This window comes from Sphingopyxis sp. EU05-FHT14B03 (assembly GCF_058790875.1).
In genome coordinates this window covers 39,251-56,826 of sequence record NZ_JBYTDC010000002.1, presented here as the reverse complement: position 1 = coordinate 56,826, position 17,576 = coordinate 39,251, and the positions used below count along the sequence as shown (strand labels likewise).

The window sequence follows — 17,576 nt, the reverse complement described above, 5'->3', positions numbered from 1 at the left end:
AAGCGAATTACTTGAGATAGACGTCTAGCCAATCGGGGCCGGCCTGCATAAGGTCGGCCCTTATGGTATCGGAAACAGAAACCTCCGCCATCGGCAATGCGCTGGTGGTCCTCGGTGCCGCGGGCATCGTCATCCCCGCGTTCGCGCGCTTTCGCCTACCCCCGGTGATCGGTTTCATCCTCGTCGGCCTGCTCGTCGGGCCGTCGGGGCTGGGGGCGCTGGCCGGCGACTATCCGTGGCTGAAACACATCACGATCGGATCGACCGAGGACATTGCGCTCTTCGCCGAGTTCGGCATCATCCTGCTGCTGTTCTCGATCGGGCTCGAGCTGTCGTTCCGCCGTTTATGGCAACTCCGCAAGCTGGTGTTCGGGATCGGCGCCGCCGAACTACTGCTCGGCGGAGTGATCCTCGGCGGCGCGCTGTGGCTGATCGGCGGCTATTCGACCCCCGCCGCCTTCGGGCTCGGCATCGCGCTCGCGCTCTCGTCGACCGCGCTCGTGCTGCCGATCGCGGGTACCAAGTCGGCGGTCGGGCGCGCGTCCTTCTCGATGCTGTTGTTCGAGGATCTGGCGATCGTCCCGATCATCTTCATCCTCGGCGCGCTGGCGCCCAATGCCGCCGCCGACAACACCGAAGTGCTGCTGACCACCCTGTGGCAAGGCGCGGTGGTCGTCGCGGCGCTGGCGATCGGCGGCTGGTTCCTGTTGCCGCGCATCTTCGCGCAGGCGGCGCGCGCCAAGGACCCCGAACTCTTCCTCGCCGCCAGCCTGCTGGTCGTCATCGTCGCCGCGCTCGCGACCGCGACGGTCGGGCTGTCGCCGATCGTCGGCGCGCTGCTCGCCGGCCTGATGATCGCCGAGACCGAATATCATGGCGAGGTCGAGGCGATCACCGCGCCGTTCAAGGGCCTCGCGCTCGGGGTCTTCCTGATCAGCGTCGGCATGGGGCTCAACCTGATGACGATCGCCGACCAATGGCCGGCGCTGATCGCCGCGGTCGTTGGCGTCGTCGCGATCAAGGCGACCGTCACCGCCGCGCTGCTCCGCTTTTCGGGCGTCGCGCGGCGCGGCACCGCGACCGAGGTCGGCCTGCTGATGGCCAGCCCGTCCGAAACGACGCTGATCGTGCTCGCCACCGCGCTGCAGGCGCAGATCATCAGCCGCGACACCGCCGAATTCTGGCAGCTCGTCACCGCGATCGGCCTGACGATCACCCCCCTACTCGCCCGCGTCGGCCACGATATTTCGCGGCGGATCGAGATGCGAACCGGCGATGCCCAGACCGACGACACGCCGACGGGACGCACCGTCGTCGTCGGCTTCGGCCGCGTCGGGCGTACCGTCGCCGAACTGCTGCGCGAACATCAGCGCCCCTATATCGCGGTCGATGCCGATATCGACACCGTCGCGGCGGCGCGGCGCGACGGCTTCCTGGTCCGCTTCGCCGACGTCGCGCGTCCGGGCAGCCTCGACAAGCTGGGGATCGAAAGCGCCGACGCGGTCGTGCTGACGATGGACGATCCCGTCCAGCAGCTGCGCATGACGAAGCAGATGCGCCAGAAATATCCCAGGCTGCCGATCATATCGCGCGCCCGCGACGCCGATCATGCCGCCGCGCTCTATCGCGCTGGCGCGACCGATGCGGTCCCCGAAACGCTCGAAAGCTCGCTGCAACTCGCCGAAGCGGTGCTGATCGACCTCGGCGTCGCGATGGGGCCGGTGATCGCCTCGATCCACGACGTGCGCGCCAAGATGCGGCGCGACATCATGACCAAGGGCGACCTCGACCAGGAACCGCGAATCCGCAAGCTGCGCCCGCGCCCCGCCGCCCGCGCCGACGACACCGCCTAGGCCGGTTTAGCGCCCGCCCGCGGCCGCGGCAGCCGGGGCATCGAGCGCCGACGCCTCGGCCAGCGTCATGCCCGTTGGCAGGATCGCCAGCGACCATTGCTTGTCGGGTGCCAGATAGAGCCGTGCGAGCCGCTGGACGTCGGCGGCGGTGACCGCGCCGATATCCTGTTCCATCGACAGCGCCGCCGCGGCGACGCGCGGGTCGGTTGTCGCGCCCTCCAGCAGGTACATCCAGAAGACGTTGCCGGTCGACGCACGTGCCACCTGCTCGCGGATCGGGCCGGCGTTGCGCGCCAGTTCGTCGGCGGTCACCGGATTGGCGGCGAGGTCCGCGGCGATATCCCCGGCGATCGTATAGAAACGGTCGATATCCTTGGGCGCCAGCAGACTGCCGACGAGCAGATAACCGCCGCTGTCGAAACCGGTCGGCCAGTGGCTGTCGACGACGGGACCATAGCTTGCCCCCTGTTCGGCGCGCAGCCGGTCGAACAGCCGGTCGTTGAAGATCGCCGCGAGCACCTCGAGCGTGCGCGTATCGCGCGGCGCGGCCAAGCCGCCGCTTGTCGGCCAGGCGGTCATCGCCGCCGCCTGCCCCTTGTCGCCGCGATGATAGGCGAGCGCGGGCGCCGCAAGATGCTTGGCAAAGGCGACCTGCTGGCCGCCGGCGGGCAGGATCGGCGGGCGCGGTGCGAGCGCGCCGAGCGTTTCGGACAGGATCTTGCGATAGTCGATCGCCGACAGGTCGCCGAAAATCTGGACCTCGACCGGCCCGCTCGCGAGCCGCGGCTCCCAGAAGGCGCGGAAAGCGGCGGGCGTCAGCGCCTCGATTGCCGCCTTGTCGGGCGGCGACCAGCGCTTGTCGTCGGCGGCGAGCCAGCCACGCAGATTGCGGTCGAGCACCGCGTTGGGCGTCGCGTCGTTGAGGTCGTATCCGGTCAGGAAACCGATGCGCAGCCGTTCGACCGGCGCGGCGTCCCAGCGCGGAGTCGCGAGCTTACCGGCGATCAGCCGCAGCTGGTCGTCGAGGTCGTCGGGCTTGGTTTCCGCCGACAGTTCGAACGCATCGTCGTCGATCGCGAAATTGAGCTGGATCTGGCGGCCGTTGGTCAGCGCGTCGATCTCATTCTGCCCCCATGGGCCGATACCGCTGGCGATCAGCGCATAGTCGCCGGTCCACAGCAGGTTCGGCTCGTTCGCCGCGACGCTGCGGTTGCCGGTGCCGAACCGGACGTTGACGCGCACCTTGCCGGGTTCGACCTTGTTGTCCGAGATCAGCGCCGTGACCCCATTGCCGAGTTCGATCCGTTCGGCGCGCAGCCCGAGCAGCCGCTCGGTCTTGACGATCGGAGTCGGCGTACCGAGCGGAGGCAATTGCTTGAAATTGACGTCGGCGGCGGTCAGCCGGTCGTCGCGGATCGCCGCGGGCGCCTTCAATGCGGCGAGCAGCGCGGGCTGGCCGCCGGGGGTGGCGGTCGGGGTGGTCAGGACGACACGCGTCGCGGGACCCGAGAAGATCGCCTTGCTGATGTCGAGCATCACCTTCGGAGTTGCCGAGGCGCGGATCGCGGCGAACATGTCGACCTGTCCCTGCGGGCTGGTCACCGTCTCGCCGATGTCGACGGCACGCACCATGTCGTCGGCGAGCCGAGCGCCGGGTTCGTTGCGCGCGTTCTGCAATTCCTTGACGAGGAACGCCTGAATCTCGTTCGCTTCGCGGTCGATGTCGGCCTGCGACGGCGGGTTCTGGGTCGCATCGGCGATGACGCCGCGGACATCGGCGAGCGCCGCCTTCCAGTCGCCGAGCGGCACGATCTGCGCCAGCGTCACATCGGCGCTGCGGCTGACATATTGTTGTTCGGCGGTCGCGACCAGGTAGCTGCCGCCCGCGCGCGCTCGGTTTTCGAGCCGCCGGTTGACCAGCGCGATGGCGAGGAACTCGAGGTAGAGCCGCCGGGTGTTCTCGACCGTGTCGATCCGCTTGATCCATGGCCGGACCATCGCGAGGGTCAGCGCCGGGGGCTGGTTCACCTCGACGATCTGCAGCGCCGCGGGCGCTTTGGGGTCGGGTTTGCCGAAATCGGGCTGTTTCGGCATCGGCCCGCCGACTTTCCAGTCGCCATAATATTTGGCGATCAGCCGCGCGAATTCGGCGGGGTCCCCGTCACCGACCATCACCACCACCGCGCGGTCGGGGCGGTACCAGCGATCGTGGAAGGCCTTGACGGTGCTCGCGCGTGCCGCAGCAAGCGATTCATAGGTGCCGATCGGCGAGCGGTCGCCTAGCAGCTGGCCGGCGAACAGATGCGCGTTGGTCGCATCGGCGATCCGCTTTTGCGGCCCGTCCGATTCGCGCAGTTCGGACTGCACGACACCGCGCTCGGCAGCGACCGCAGTGTCGGAAATCAGCGGTTCGCGGACCATGCCGGCGAGCAGTTTCATGCTTTCGTCGAGCGTCGCCGGAGTCGCGCTGGGCAGGTCGAGTTGATAGGCGGTCTGCGTCGGCGTCGTCTGGGCATTGGAATCGCTGCCGAAGCTCACCCCGAACCGCTGCCAGATGCGCTTGGCCTCGCCGTCGGGAATATGTTCGGAACCGCGGAAGGTCAGATGTTCGAGAAGATGCGCAAAGCCGCGCTCCTGCTCGGTTTCGAACATCGAGCCGACGTCCATGCGGACGCGGATCGACACCTGCCCCGGGGGCACACCATTGTTGCGCACCGCATAGCGCACGCCGTTGGGCAATGTGCCGAACTGCCAGGCGGTGTCGCGCGGGATGTCGCTGCCTTCGTACAGCCAGCTGTCGGGCTGAACCTGCGCGGTCGGCGCGCTGCCTTGGGCCAAAGCGACGGGCGGCGCGCCAAGCAATGCCAGCGCGGCGCAGGCGGACATCAGGGAACGGGCGAAGCGGGCGGGGGCCGGCGCTGAAAGATCGGACATTGCCCCACCTTATCGCGTCCGAACCTTGCTCGCCACTGAACTGTCGCGATGCTTGCCCTCTTCGTCGCATCGGCTTAGCCCATAGCGATGACCATGGAGGCCGCCTCGCCGCTGATCGCGCTCGTCGAAATGACGAGCAGCATCGATCCCGACGCCAATCTGGGGACGATGGACCGCGCGCTGGCGGCCGCCGCCACGGCGGGCGCGGTCATGGCCTTTTTCCCCGAAATGTCGGTGCTGCTCGACCGCGACCGCGCCCGGTCGGCGGGACATGTGGCGCGCGAGGCCGACAGTCCCTGGCTGCCCGCGCTTCAGGCGATGGCGCGCCGCCACGGGCTGTGGGTTCATACCGGATCGATGCCGTTCCTGAGCGACGACGGCGGTCGCCGCGTCAATCGCAGCCATGTCATCGCCGCCGACGGCACGATCGCCGCCGCCTATGACAAGATCCACATGTTCGACGTCGCGCTGCCCTCGGGCGAAAGCTGGAGCGAATCGTCGAGCTATGCCGGCGGCGAGTCGGTGGTCGTCGCCGAGACTCCGGTGGGCATGCTGGGCCTGAGCATCTGCTACGACCTGCGCTTCCCCGAACTGTATCGCGCGCTGGTCGAGCGCGGCGCGAGCCTGATCGCGATCCCCGCCGCCTTTACCGTCTCGACCGGCGCGGCACATTGGCACGTCCTGCTCCGCGCGCGCGCGATCGAGACCGGGTGCCATGTCGTCGCGGCGGCGCAGGCCGGCACGCATGCGGACGGGCGATCGACCTATGGCCATAGCCTGGCGGTCGGGCCGTGGGGCGAATTGCTCGGCGAAAGCGTGGCGACCGGGCGGCCCGCCGCAGACTTCCAGATCGTCGTGGTGCCGATCGATCCCGCGACGACTGACAGCGCCCGCCAGTCGATCCCGCTCGCGCGTTCGCGTGCCAATCGCCGCCCCGCGCTCTAACCCCACCCAATCCGGCGCGTTTCGCTTGCCGGTTCTTCAGACGCACAAAAGGCCCCGAGTGAAACTCGGAGCCCCTTGAAGCTTAGACGACTAGGCCGAATTACGGGCTGGTCGGGGTATCGCTGTTGTTGCCGGCTGCAATCACAACGCCGCCGATGATGGCGAGCAGTGCGAGGAGGGCGATGATCCAGCTGCTGCCTTCAAGTTCGCTCTGGCCGTCGACGGCCGAAACGGCGCTGACGTCGTCAAACGACACCGACGAAATGGCGGGTGCAGCCGAAGCCGCCACCGGTGCTGCAATCATCGAAGTCGCGGCGAGGGAGATCGCTGCTTTCTTGAGGAAGTTCATCGTTTTCTCCATCCACTGGAATTTTGATCTTCTCGAATCGAGCCTGAGAATCACATCCCGAACTCGTTTCCGCCCCGCCCTTCTATGCATCGCTGCCAGATATTGCAAGGCGTTTTGCCGTACTGCAGCATTTCTTATGAATCTGCTAAATAGAGAAAAAGTTGTCCAAAAGGCCTGGCCTACCCCCGGCGCACCCGTTCGAAGGGTTCGCTGGTCACGGGATAGCCCAGATGTCCGGGGATGCAGAGGTGCGACTCCCCTTCGCGTTCCTCGATCCATGGCGTCACCAATTCGACCGGATGTGCGGCAGCATGAGCCGAAAATGCGGCGAAATCATCGGCCTGCGCCAGCTTTTCGAGATTGCGGCGAGTCGGGAAGATGATCGACACCTCACCGCGATCGGCCATCGCCAGCGTTTCGCGCGCGCCGGCCCAGAAAATATGGCTGTGTTCGGCCTCCTCGACGGTCAGTTCATGACCGTGCGCGGGCGCCTCGACCGCAAAGAAGCGGGTGTCGAAGGTGCGCGCTTCCTTGAAATTGGGGCACCAGCGCGCGAAGGGCACCAGCGCATCGAGCGCGAGTCGGTCGCCGCGTTCGTCGAGGATTTCGGAAAGCAGCCGTTCGGCGAGCAGCGCCTGCCGTACCGCGGGAACATCCGCGTCGGCCAGCGCGGGCCAGCCCACCGCGAGTCCCGTTTCCTCGAGCGTTTCGCGCAAGGCCGCAACGCGACCGGCACCATCGGCGTCGCTGTCGCCATAGCCGTGACGGCTGGCGACGAGATAGTCGTCGGGGTCGATCCGGCCGCCGGGAAACACCACCGCACCCGCCGCGAAGGCCATATTTGCGGCACGCTTGACCATCAATATCTCGTCGGGGCCACCGTCATCGGACGGCCGCATGATGACGAGGGTGGCCGCGGGAATCGCGCCGTCGGGCAGTTTGTTTGCATCGCTCATTATCACCGGCGATAATCCTCTCGATCCTTGTTGTCATCCGGCATTGCCCACGCCGGGGGCTGCGTGCAAGATGGCAATCGCCCGGCGCCTTGCGTCGGCGGCGGGAGAAGGGCCGATGGGCATCGTCGAGATACTGGGCGTCGCAGGCAGCCTCAGCCTGCTCGCGGGCTGGCGGCTCTACCTCACCATCCTTGCCACCGGCGTGGCGATGCATTTCGGCTGGCTGCCCCTGCCCGACCATCTGCAATCCTTGCAGATCTTGGCCAATCCGTGGGTCCTCGGAGTCGCGTTGGTGGGCACCATCGCCGAATTCCTCGCCGACAAGATCGCATGGGTCGATTCGATCTGGGACGGCGTCCACAGCTTCATCCGTCCGCTCGGCGGGGCGCTGCTCGCGCTGGCGCTCGTCGACAGTTCGGATCCGGCATGGCAGGTTGTCGCCTTCCTGCTCGGCGGCGGCGGCGCGCTGCTCAGTCACGGCGCCAAGGCGACGACGCGCGCGGTGGTCAACGTCAGCCCCGAACCGTTCAGCAATGTTGCGGTGTCGACCGGGGAGGATGTCGCAACCGGCGGACTGCTTGCGCTCGCCATCGCCTATCCGCCGATCGCGATCGTCATCGCGGTGCTGATGTTCATCGCGGCGGTGATCGTGATCATCGCGCTGCGCCGCCTGCTCCGCAACATCAAGGCGACGCTGAAGCGAACGCTGGGCGATGAACCGACGGGAGAATTACCGCCCGCCTGATCAGGCGGGCAGCAGCGCCTTCAGCGGTGTCTCGACATCGGCAAGCTGCTCAGCCGTCGCCTGCAGGCCTGCGGTGACCAGCATCCGACCCTGGACATAATCCTTGGTCGCGTTGACGCAGTCGAGCGCGATCACCCTGCCCTGACGCAGATAGACGACCGAGAAGCTGCGGCTGGTGATATCGCCGCGCAGCACCGTCTGGTCGTGGCCCGTCGACAGGCCCGCGGTCTGGAGCTTCAGATCATATTGGTTCGACCAGAACCAGGGGATCGCGTGATAGCGCGCCTCGTCGCCGCAGATGCCCTTGGCGACGACATTGGCCTGATCGTTGGCATTTTGCACCGATTCCAGCCGGATGACCGCACCCTCGGCAAAGTCGTTCTCGTGCGCGGCGCAGTCGCCGATCGCATAAATGTCAGCTAGGCTGGTCTTGCAATGATGGTCGACCAGCACGCCGTTGCCGCCATGCGCGCCCGCCGCGATCAGCGGCGCGACTGCGGGAACGATGCCGATGCCGACGATGACGAGGTCGGCAAGAATGACCTCGCCGGTGCCGAGCCGAACGCCGGTCGCATGGCTGTCGCCCTCGATCGCCGCGACCTGCACGCCGAGGCGGAGGTCGACGCCATGGTCGCGATGTTCCTTTTCATAGAAGCGCGACAGATCCTCGCCCGCGACGCGCGCGAGCACGCGATCGAGCGCTTCCAGAAGCACGACGGGCTTGCCCGCCTTGCGCAGCACCGCCGCGGCTTCAAGCCCGATGTAGCCGCCGCCGATGACGACGATCTGCTTCGCGGTTTCGGACGCCGCCTTCATCGCGTCGGCGTCGGCGCGGGTGCGTACCCCCTGCACGCCCGGCAGGTCGCCGCCGGGGATCGGCAGCATCCGGGGACTGCCGCCGGTCGCCCAGACGAGCTTGCCATAGCCGATCGTCTCGCCGCCGTCGGTGGTGACGCTGTGCGCCACCGGATCGACCGACACGACGCGCTTGTTCAGCAGCATCGTGACCTCGCGTTCGTCCCAATATTTGGCGGGACGGATCTGGATGCGTTCGAATTCCTTTTCGCCCGCGAAATATTCCTTCGACAGCGGCGGGCGTTCATAGGGGAGTTCGGGTTCGTCGCCGATGATCGCGATGCTGCCTTCGAACTTCTGCGTGCGCAGCGCCACCGCAACCTGCGCGCCGCCATGCCCCGCCCCCACGATCACCACGTCGAACCGCATCGCCAAATCTCTCCCGCATAGGTTTATGCGAGGATATCCCTTGCACGCAGGGCAAGACGAGGCAAGCGGCGGCGGGGCCGGTGCGGAATAGAAATTCTTGGGGTGGCGATGCCGCTAGGGCAAGCGGGCATAATTCTCGAACCAGGGCGCCATACGGCGGCACGCCTCCTCGATCTCGGCGGTCGACACCGCGAAGCTCAATCGCATGAAGCGCGATCCGTCGACCGGATCGAAATCGACACCCGGCGCCGTCGCGACGGCGGTATCGACCAGCAATTGCCGGCAGAAAGCAATGCTGTCGTCGGTCAGATGCCCGATGTCGGCATAGATATAAAAGGCGCCGTCGGGCGGCGCGATCCGCCGCAGCCCCATCGCGGGCAGCCGACCCAGCAGCAGTTCGCGGTTACGCTTATAGGTGGCGAGATGCCCTTCCAGTTCGTCGCTTTCATCGAAGGCGACCAGCCCTGCATGCTGGGCGAGGCTGGGCGGCGTCAGGAACAGATTGCCCATCCGCGCGCGCGCCGCGTCGATCTGGTCGGGGGGCACCACCAGCCAGCCGAGCCGCCAGCCGGCCATGCTGTAATATTTGGAGAAGCTGTTGACGATGAAGGCGTCGAGCGCCTCCTGCAGCATCGACGGCACCGGCCCGACATAGGACAGGCCGTGATAGATTTCGTCGGAGATGATGCGGATATTACGCCGCCGGCAGACCTCGGCGATCGCCGCCAGTTCCGCTGCCTCGATCACCGTCCCGGTCGGGTTGGCGGGACTGGCGACGATCAACCCGTCGGGCGCCGGGTCGAGCGCCTCGATCGCGGCAGCGGTCAGTTGGAAGCGTTCGGCTTCGCCGCACCCGATCTCGACCGGCACCATGTGCAGCGCGCGCAGCGTGTTGCGATAGGCGACATAGCCCGGCCGCGCGACCGCCACGCGCGCGCCGGGCGCGAAGGCGCAGGTCAGCGCGAGGACGAAGGCCGGCGAGGCGCCGCAGGTCAGGATCACCTGCTCCGCATCGACCGCGACGCCATGCGTCTCCTGATAATAGCGCGCGATACGTGTCTTGAGCGCCGGGCTTTCCCAATAGCCCATGCCGTCCTGCGCCAGCACCTCCTGCGCGCGCGCCACCGCGGCGACGGGGGCGCCGGTCGAGGGCTGGCCGAACTCCATATGGATCACCGGATCGCCCGCCGCCGCCATCTGGTGCGCGAGGCGGCTGATCGAGATGGCGTAGAAGGGATCGACGGTAGCGGTCATGTTGGGCCTGCTATGCGGTTCGGTCGCCGGTTGCTAGCCCCTTGGGACCGTGAACCGGCGGCCTTTGGTGGGCGAGCTTTTCCTCAATATAGCCCGTGCCCCGGCGAAGGCCTGGGTTCAGGGCGGCCGGAAGCCGCCGTCACGCTATCACGCTCTGGGGCCCGGCCTTCGCCGGGGATCAGGCTGGATGTTTCCGGCCTCTCCTCATTTCCCCTGCGCCGCCACCACGCGCAGGATATTGCCGCCCCACATTTTTTCGAGGTCGGCGTCCGAATAGCCTGCGGCCTTCAGGCGCTCGGTGACCTTGGGCAGCGCCGAGATATCCTCGATCCCCGGCAAGCCGCCGCCGCCGTCCCAGTCGGCACCGAAGCAGATATGATCGACCCCGCCGACTTCGATCGAGCGCAGGACCATCTTCACATAGGCCTCGAAGTCGGCGGCCCACATCTGTTCGCTCTTGTCGAGTTCACGCCAGCGCCGCGTCAGCTCGGCCTGCTCGGCGGGAGTCATTTCGCCGATATGCTCATATCGTCCGAACAGCTCGGCGCGCGCGGGCGTCATGTTCATCTCCGACATGAAGATCGTCGAGATGCACATCGCCCCGCCCTTCGCGGCAAGCGCCTTCAGCCGCCCCTCGTCGAGGTTGCGCGGATGGTCGTGCGCCGAGCGCAGGCTCGAATGCGACAGCAGGATCGGATATTTCGACAGCGCCAATATCTGGTCGAAGGTGGCGTCCGACGAATGGCTGGCGTCGATGACGATGCCGAGGCGGTTCATCTCCGCGACCCATTTTTTGCCGAGCGGGCTGAGGCCGTTCCAGCGCGGCTTGTCGGTCGCGCTGTCGGCGAACTGGTTATTCTTCGAATGCACCGGCCCCGCGAGCCGCACGCCCCTTTTGTAGAATTCGTCGAGCAATGTCAGGTCTTCGCCGAGCGGATAGCTGTTCTCCATCGACTTGAAGGCGATCAGCTTGCCCGCCTTGTCGAGCCGGCGCGCATCGTCGGCGGTCAGCGCGGGGCTGATCGCGTCCGCGTGTTTGGCGATCGTGGCGTCGATCAGGTCCGATCGCTTGCGCGCAAAGGCCAGCGCATCGGCGTAGCCCTTGGCATCGAGCGCCCCCTGTTCGGTGTAGATCGCGAAAAAGCCGCCATCGAGATTGCCGTCCTTCATGCGCGGGATGTCGAGTTGCGACAGGTCGGTCGCAAGGCTGTGGCGGTCGGCGAAGCTCCAGCCCGCGCGGTCGAAATGGAGCGGGGTGTCGAGATGGGTGTCGAGAACCAGCATCCGGCTGTGCAGCGGACGCTCATCGGTCGCGCCCTTTTCCTTGGCCGCCGTGCAACCCGCCAGCGCCGTCGCGGCCAACAATATGGCGAACCGCTTCACTTCTTTTCCTCCACCGGTTTCAGGTCGAGGTCGTGATAATCCCAGCTGAAATCGGCGATCTTGCTCACTGCCTTCATCGTCACGCCGCTGACTTTGCCGTCGGCGTCGAGTGCGAAGGTCACATAAGCGGGCTCGATCGCGGGATCGTCAAAGTCGGTGACGAAGCTGTCATATTGCCAATGCTTGAGCCGCCCAACCATGCGCGGCGTCGAGGTGAAATCGATCGTCAGCCCCTTGTCGCTATTGGCGACGACGATGTCGCCATACCAGGGGTCGCGGTAGCGCCCGGCGTAGCGCGCAGGATCGAGCGACGGCCCGACCTTGGCGGGCGCGGCCTGCGTCTGCTTCAGATATTCGACGCCGCCCGCGAGCCGCTGCTTGTACCAATCCTGCCACTTTGTCGTCCAGCCATAGTCGGGCTGGTCGAGATAGTGATCGATCAGCTTGAAGGTCAGCCCGAGCAGCATCCCGCTTTCCTCGCTGTTCATCATGATCGCGAAGCCGACATTCTTGTCGGGGATCATCACGACGCGGGTGATCGAGCCGAAGACGCCGCCGCTATGCTGGACGATGCGGTGGCCGCGATAATCCTGCACCTGCCAGCCGAGCGCATAAGCCTGCTGCATCGGCTGCGCGGGTTTGAGCGCGGCGGGCAATTCGGTGATCGGCATCGGGGTCACCGGCTTCCACATTTCGGCGGCTTGGGCTTCGCTGAACAGATGCTGGCCGTTCGGCAGCGCACCGTGCGCGAGCTGGATCTTGAGCCAGGCCGCCATATCGTCGGCGCTGAGCGCCAGCCCGCCCGCCGGCGCGCCATTGCGGCCGAGTTCGTCGCGTTCGTCGAGCGCCTGCTGGTCGCCCAACCCGCGCAGCGCCCCGTTCAGCCGCGCGTGCGGCCACGACCGGTTCGCGATGCGGAAGCGATCCTCGCTGTCGCTGGTCGCATTCTTCATGCCGCCGGGACGCAGCACGCGGTCGCGCATGAAGGCTTCCCAGGTCTGGCCGCTGACCTCCTCGATCAGCTGGCCGGCGACGGCATAGAGGATATTGTCATAAGCGTAGGACGAGCGGAAACTCGTCTGGGGTTTGAGGTAGGCGACGCGCTCGACGGTCTGCTTGCGCGTCAGATGCGTGCGCGGGACGAACATCAAATCGCCCTGCCCCAGCCCCAGCCCGCTGCGGTGGACGAGCAGGTCGCGGATCGTGATCTCGCGCGTGACCCAGGCGTCGTACATGCGGAACCACGGCATATGCTTGATGACCGGGTCGTCCCAAGCGATCTTGCCTTCGTCGACGAGGATCGCGAGCGCGGCGGCGGTCATCGCCTTGCCGGTCGAGCCGGTCTGGAAGATCGTCTGGCCATCGACCGCCCCGCGCTCACCGATTTTGCGCTCGCCCCAGCCGCGCGACAGCGTCGTCTTGCCATCCTCGACGATCGCAATCGACACGCCGGTAGCGCCGATCTCCTTGCGTAGCGCCTCGACCTCGGTCGCGAGGTTCTGCGGCGGTTCGGCCCAGGCGGGCACCGCAGCGGTGGCGAGCAGCGACAAAGCAATGATGCGGGCGTGTTTCATGACACGGTCTCCATGGGGGCAACAGGGGAAGGACGCAGCAGGCGCCAGACGCCGATGGTCAGCAACGGCGCGACAAAGACGGCAAGGAACAGCCAGGCGAGGAAACGGTAGCCGCTCGCGATCAGGTCGACGAGACCGATGCGCCCCGCGACGAAGATGCAGCCCGCGAGGATCACCGCACCGATCGCCGCGCGCGCGCCAGTGGTCAGCGGCGCACGCCCACGGCTCTCGACCGCGCCCGAGATACGCTCGTTGATCGCATGCACCGCGCCCGCGCCGCTTTCGAGCAGCGCGGCGAAGATCATCACCTGGAAAATCACATGGAACCCCGGCACCGTCATCTGCCGCAGCAGGAAATCCGACGGCAAGGTCTCGGCGCCGATCGCGGGATAAAAGGCCATCATCGCGACGAAGAAGAGGATCGCGGGCAGCATCGACAGCGGCCCCGCGATCAGCCCCGCGACCACCGCGTCGCGCTGGCTGGTCAAATGGCGCAGCACCGGCAGGATCACCACCGCGCCGACGATATTGTAACTCGCGTAAGTGAGCCCGCCCGCCATCCAGTTTCCCGACGGCGGCGGCGCGTTGGCAAACCCCTGCCCGATCAGCCCGCCGAAACTGGCGAGCGCGATGACGAGGAACAGGCCGTAGACGGTGTAGAGCAGGATCGAGACATATTTGAACATCTGCTCGACGACACCCGTGCCCCATGCGACCACCGCGGTGATCGACACGCCGAGCAGCAGCGACCCCAGCCATTCGGGCCAACCAAAGGTCGCGGCGCCGATCGCCCCCGCCGCCGCGCCGAACACCGCGAGAATCAGGATGACGAAGATCAGATAGGCAATCTCGAACGCGATCCAGCCGGGACCGAGAAGCCCCTGGAAGAAGGCGCGATAGTCATAGGCACCGAGCTTGCGCGCGAGCGCGAAGGTCACCGCCGCGACGACGCTCCAGACGCATGTCGCGAGCAGCATCGCCGCCAGCCCGCCCCACGGCCCGGCCGGCACGAAATATTCGGCGAGCTCGCGCCCGGTGGCATAACCGCCGCCGATGATCACAGCCTTCAACGCAAAACCCGGGAGCAGGAAGCGCTGGAACCAGCTCGACGTCCCGGCTGGTTCGGCGGCGCTCATGCGAGGCAGCTGTCCACGAGCGCGGCGAAGGCCGCGCCGCCGCGGATCGGGTCGGCGACCGGCAGCCCGAGCCGCCGGCTTTCGGCCGCCATCAAGGCTTCGGCCGCATCGGTCCCCAGGCTCGAGGTATTGAGGCTGATCCCGCCGCAGCGGATCGCCGGGTTGGTCCGGCTGCCGAGGCGGATCGTCAGGTCGATGACCTCCTCGACCGTCGGCAGCGCAAAGCTTTCCATGCCGAGGATCACCGTGCGCGACGGATCGTGGCAGACGACGAACACATCAGGCTGGCTGCCATGGAGCAGGCCGAGCGACACCGCGGCATAGGCGGGGTTGAAGATCGACCCCTGTCCCTCGATCAGGTCCCAATGGTCGGCGGGCGCGTCAGGGCTGAGGATTTCGGCGGCGCCTGCTTCGAAGTCCGACACCACCGCATCCATCGGAATGCCGCCGCCGGCGATCATGATGCCGGTCTGGCCGGTCGCCCGGAAATCGGCGTCGAGCCCGCGCTCGACAAAGACGCGGTGCAGCGCGAGCGCAGTGTATTTCTTACCGAGCGCGCAGTCGGTGCCGACGGTGAGCAGCCTTTTGCCTGTCCGCTTGCGCCCGGTGCCGATCGGGATGTCCGACGGCGGGGTGCGCACGTCGATCAGCCGTTGCCCGGTGCGCCGCGCCGCCTCGGCCAGCGCGGGCACGTTCGCCAGCCGGACGTGCAGCCCGCTGATGATGTCGAGCCCCGCCTCCATCGCGTCGATCAGGATCGCGACCCAGCTTTCGCCGATCACCCCGCCTTGGTTGGCGACCCCGATCACCAGCGACCGCGCGCCCGCCGCCCTGGCCGCTGCGGGGTCGAGCCGCGGCAGGCCGGTGGTGACGGTGCAACCGGCGGCCGAAAATTCTCCGACGCAGCGGTCCGCCGCCCAGTCGGCGAGCCCGAAGGCGGTCTTCGCAAAGCTCGCCTCCCTGGTGTCGCCGAGGAACAGCAGATAGGGCTGCGGCAGGGTCAATCGGTCGGACAGGCGTCCGGTGGGGGCGTTCATCTGGTTCACTCCGGTCGCGTCAGAAAGACAGGTCGAGCGCGACGCCGATCGTCCGCGGCTGCAGCGGCGAAATGGCGAGGAAGCTGGGCCGGTTGAGTCCGTCGGCCATCGTCGATCGCGCCATCTCCCCCTTGTTGTCGAGCAGGTTACGCGCATAGGCGCGCAGCGTCCAATGGTCGCTGAAGGTCAGCGACGCATTGAGATCGACCGACGTATAGGGTTTGGCGAGCGCGGTCAGCGGATCGCTCTCCACCAGCGAAAAGCGGTTTCCGGCATGGCGGACGCCGGCACCGAAGCTGCCCTTGGTGCCGCCGCCGAGCTCGAATTCATAATCGGCGCGCAGCGCACCGCTGAACTTCGGCACCGCCGGCAGGCGGTCGCCGTCGACGCCGCTGATTTCGGGAACATCCTCGCTGAGCGTTGCGTCGGTATAGCTGCCCGTCGCGGTGATCGTCAGGCCCGGGGCGGGGCGCAGCAACATCGAACCTTCGATGCCCTTGCTCGTCGCCTTGCCGCCATTCGCGCCGCCCGACACGCCGCCAAAGGCGCGCACGACCTGAATGTCGGTCCAGTCCATCCAGAAGAGCGCGACATCGACCGACACCAGGCGGTCGGCGAAATCGGCCTTCAACCCGAGCTCGTAATTCTTCATCCGGTCGGCATCGACCGTCGGCGGCACATTGGGCACGATGACGTTCGGGCCGCCCGGGCGATAGCCGGTGGCGACGCGGGCATAGAGCATCGCATCGTCGTTGATGTGGAATTGCGGGCTGATCGAGTAAGTGAAGACATTCTCCGCCGATTCACCCGGATCGTTCGCCTGTGGCACGATCGCGCCCGAGCTGATCTGGCGGAAGGTCTGTTCGTTGCGTGCCCAGCGCAGGCCACCGGTAATTTCGAACTGGTCGGAGAAGCGGAAGGTCGCGTTGGCAAAGGCGGCATATTCCTTGTACGTCGCGGGCAGGCCGACGATGGCGAGCGGATCGAGCGGCGCGATCGGGTTGCCAGCCATGTCGAACGACCGGACGAGCTGGGAATTGCTGGTCGTTTCATCGGTGAAGAAGCCGCCGATCAGCCATTCGAAGCGCCCGCCACCCGGCGAGGCGAGACGCAGTTCCTGCGTCCATTTTTCCAGCCCGAGATCGAGGTAGAAGGGCGTGATGCCGGGCGCGATCGCGCCACCGGTGAGCAGCGGGAACAGCACGCCAAAGGCATAGCTCGCATCCTGGACCTGTCGGCTCTGCGTCTTGCTATAGGTCGTCGCCGAGGTCAGCGACGCGGCGCCGAAATCATAGTCGAGCGTCGCCGAATAATAGTCGAGGTCGATGTCGTAGGATTCGGGGACATAATTGTTGAACGAACGCCCGTCGCCGAGCCGGTTGCCGGCGAGGTCGGCAGCGTAAAGGCCATTGCCGTCCGAATCGAGCGACTGCCAGATGCCCGCGAGCTTGACGCTGAATTCGGGAGTCGGTTGCCACAATAGCGCGACGCGGCCGCCGCGCTGTTCATAGTCATTCTGGTCCTTGAGCGCGGCATTGTTGACGCTGTCGACCCAGCCCGGCGTCTTGCGCCAGGCGAAGCTCGCCGACATCGCGAGCCGGTCAGTGACGATCGGGACATTGACCATCGCCTGCGCGCCCCAGCCGAGTCCGTCGCCGCCCTTGATCGCGAAACCCTCGACCCCGGCGCGCACCTTGAACGCGCTGGTGTCGGGCTGGACGGTGACATATTTGACCAGCCCGCCGATCGAGCTGGCGCCATAGAGCGTACCCTGCGGCCCCTTGAGCACTTCGATACGCTGGAGGTCATAGGGCATGAGGTCGATGGTGAACGCCCCCGCGCGGTTGTAGATCGCGCTCGATCCGACCGGCGCCTCGTCGAGATAGATGCCGACCGTCTGCGCCGAGTTGAGCGGTGCGACCCCGCGCAGCGTGATCGTGGTCTGGCCCGGCGTGCCGCTGTTCGACACCTGCATGCCGGGGACGAAGCCCGCATAATCGACGAGCGACGCCGCGCCCTGTTCCTGCAGCGCCTCGCCATCGACGACGCTGATCGAGATCGGCACGTCCTGGACATTCTGGACGCGCTTCTGCGCGGTGACGACGATTTCGCCCTCGACGGCAACCGCTCCGGCTTCCTGCGCCGCTGCCGGCATCGCGGCCATCAGTGCGGCCATGCTTCCTGCT

General features: G+C 66.7%; 13 protein-coding genes. 3 read left to right on the top strand and 10 right to left on the bottom strand.

The window, feature by feature from the left end; all coding sequences use genetic code 11:
- The first annotated feature begins 62 nt into the window (after window positions 1–62).
- Entirely contained in the window at window positions 63–1,853 is a 1,791-nt protein-coding gene (locus tag AC3WS4_RS09395) for a cation:proton antiporter domain-containing protein (RefSeq protein ID WP_187140276.1), read from the top strand.
- A 6-nt stretch (window positions 1,854–1,859) separates the two neighbouring features.
- On the opposite strand, the gene AC3WS4_RS09390 is transcribed toward AC3WS4_RS09395, so the two are convergent.
- Window positions 1,860–4,739, bottom strand: a complete 2,880-nt coding sequence (locus AC3WS4_RS09390; protein WP_492742751.1) for a M16 family metallopeptidase — start codon at window positions 4,737–4,739, stop codon at window positions 1,860–1,862.
- Window positions 4,740–4,874: 135 nt separating this feature from the next.
- On the opposite strand from AC3WS4_RS09390, the gene AC3WS4_RS09385 reads away from it, so the two are divergent.
- Window positions 4,875–5,732 carry a carbon-nitrogen hydrolase family protein gene (locus AC3WS4_RS09385; protein ID WP_492739141.1) on the top strand — a complete coding sequence of 286 codons (858 nt, stop codon included), beginning with the start codon at window positions 4,875–4,877 and terminating at the stop codon, window positions 5,730–5,732.
- A gap of 100 nt (window positions 5,733–5,832) precedes the next feature.
- On the opposite strand, the gene AC3WS4_RS09380 is transcribed toward AC3WS4_RS09385, so the two are convergent.
- On the bottom strand, window positions 5,833–6,081 hold the full coding sequence (locus tag AC3WS4_RS09380) for a hypothetical protein (RefSeq protein ID WP_156377663.1): 249 nt from the start codon (window positions 6,079–6,081) through the stop codon (window positions 5,833–5,835).
- Window positions 6,082–6,260: 179 nt separating this feature from the next.
- Window positions 6,261–7,037: an NUDIX hydrolase gene (locus tag AC3WS4_RS09375; protein ID WP_056346731.1), complete on the bottom strand. Its 777-nt coding sequence runs from the start codon at window positions 7,035–7,037 to the stop codon at window positions 6,261–6,263.
- A gap of 115 nt (window positions 7,038–7,152) precedes the next feature.
- Here AC3WS4_RS09375 and AC3WS4_RS09370 point away from each other — a divergent pair, with 115 nt between their 5' ends.
- On the top strand, window positions 7,153–7,782 hold the full coding sequence (locus tag AC3WS4_RS09370) for a DUF4126 domain-containing protein (RefSeq protein WP_492739186.1): 630 nt from the start codon (window positions 7,153–7,155) through the stop codon (window positions 7,780–7,782).
- Here AC3WS4_RS09370 and AC3WS4_RS09365 read toward each other — a convergent pair whose 3' ends face one another.
- The 7 genes from AC3WS4_RS09365 to AC3WS4_RS09335 form a co-directional block, all read right to left on the bottom strand.
- On the bottom strand, window positions 7,783–9,006 hold the full coding sequence (locus AC3WS4_RS09365) for an NAD(P)/FAD-dependent oxidoreductase (RefSeq protein WP_492739142.1): 1,224 nt from the start codon (window positions 9,004–9,006) through the stop codon (window positions 7,783–7,785). It abuts the gene before it with no gap.
- A 114-nt stretch (window positions 9,007–9,120) separates the two neighbouring features.
- Entirely contained in the window at window positions 9,121–10,260 is a 1,140-nt protein-coding gene (locus AC3WS4_RS09360; protein ID WP_492739143.1) for a pyridoxal phosphate-dependent aminotransferase, read from the bottom strand.
- Between the two features lie 204 nt (window positions 10,261–10,464).
- Window positions 10,465–11,643, bottom strand: coding sequence for a dipeptidase (locus AC3WS4_RS09355; protein WP_492739144.1), 1,179 nt, complete (start codon window positions 11,641–11,643; stop codon window positions 10,465–10,467).
- Window positions 11,640–13,217, bottom strand: coding sequence for a serine hydrolase (locus tag AC3WS4_RS09350; RefSeq protein WP_492739145.1), 1,578 nt, complete (start codon window positions 13,215–13,217; stop codon window positions 11,640–11,642). The genes AC3WS4_RS09355 and AC3WS4_RS09350 overlap by 4 nt, the downstream gene beginning before the upstream one ends.
- The gene (locus AC3WS4_RS09345; RefSeq protein ID WP_492739146.1) at window positions 13,214–14,353 is read right to left on the bottom strand and encodes a YkvI family membrane protein; all 1,140 of its coding nucleotides are present in this window, start codon (window positions 14,351–14,353) and stop codon (window positions 13,214–13,216) included. The genes AC3WS4_RS09350 and AC3WS4_RS09345 overlap by 4 nt, the downstream gene beginning before the upstream one ends.
- Window positions 14,350–15,390 carry an N-acetyltransferase DgcN family protein gene (locus tag AC3WS4_RS09340; RefSeq protein ID WP_492739147.1) on the bottom strand — a complete coding sequence of 347 codons (1,041 nt, stop codon included), beginning with the start codon at window positions 15,388–15,390 and terminating at the stop codon, window positions 14,350–14,352. Before AC3WS4_RS09340 ends, AC3WS4_RS09345 begins: the two co-directional genes overlap by 4 nt.
- 19 nt (window positions 15,391–15,409) lie before the next feature.
- Window positions 15,410–17,566: a TonB-dependent receptor gene (locus tag AC3WS4_RS09335; RefSeq protein WP_492739148.1), complete on the bottom strand. Its 2,157-nt coding sequence runs from the start codon at window positions 17,564–17,566 to the stop codon at window positions 15,410–15,412.
- Between the last annotated feature and the right edge of the window lie 10 nt (window positions 17,567–17,576).

What these genes read in the sequence shown, in the direction of transcription:
- AC3WS4_RS09365 (WP_492739142.1), bottom strand. Translation starts at nt 9,006, where the DNA reads ATGCGGTTCGACGTGGTGATCGTGGGGGCGGGGCATGGCGGCGCGCAG.
- AC3WS4_RS09385 (WP_492739141.1), top strand. Translation starts at nt 4,875, where the DNA reads ATGACCATGGAGGCCGCCTCGCCGCTGATCGCGCTCGTCGAAATGACG.
- AC3WS4_RS09380 (WP_156377663.1), bottom strand. Translation starts at nt 6,081, where the DNA reads ATGAACTTCCTCAAGAAAGCAGCGATCTCCCTCGCCGCGACTTCGATG.
- AC3WS4_RS09345 (WP_492739146.1), bottom strand. Translation starts at nt 14,353, where the DNA reads ATGAGCGCCGCCGAACCAGCCGGGACGTCGAGCTGGTTCCAGCGCTTC.
- AC3WS4_RS09360 (WP_492739143.1), bottom strand. Translation starts at nt 10,260, where the DNA reads ATGACCGCTACCGTCGATCCCTTCTACGCCATCTCGATCAGCCGCCTC.
- AC3WS4_RS09340 (WP_492739147.1), bottom strand. Translation starts at nt 15,390, where the DNA reads ATGAACGCCCCCACCGGACGCCTGTCCGACCGATTGACCCTGCCGCAG.
- AC3WS4_RS09335 (WP_492739148.1), bottom strand. Translation starts at nt 17,566, where the DNA reads ATGGCCGCACTGATGGCCGCGATGCCGGCAGCGGCGCAGGAAGCCGGA.
- AC3WS4_RS09370 (WP_492739186.1), top strand. Translation starts at nt 7,153, where the DNA reads ATGGGCATCGTCGAGATACTGGGCGTCGCAGGCAGCCTCAGCCTGCTC.
- AC3WS4_RS09390 (WP_492742751.1), bottom strand. Translation starts at nt 4,739, where the DNA reads ATGTCCGCCTGCGCCGCGCTGGCATTGCTTGGCGCGCCGCCCGTCGCT.
- AC3WS4_RS09350 (WP_492739145.1), bottom strand. Translation starts at nt 13,217, where the DNA reads ATGAAACACGCCCGCATCATTGCTTTGTCGCTGCTCGCCACCGCTGCG.
- AC3WS4_RS09375 (WP_056346731.1), bottom strand. Translation starts at nt 7,037, where the DNA reads ATGAGCGATGCAAACAAACTGCCCGACGGCGCGATTCCCGCGGCCACC.
- AC3WS4_RS09395 (WP_187140276.1), top strand. Translation starts at nt 63, where the DNA reads ATGGTATCGGAAACAGAAACCTCCGCCATCGGCAATGCGCTGGTGGTC.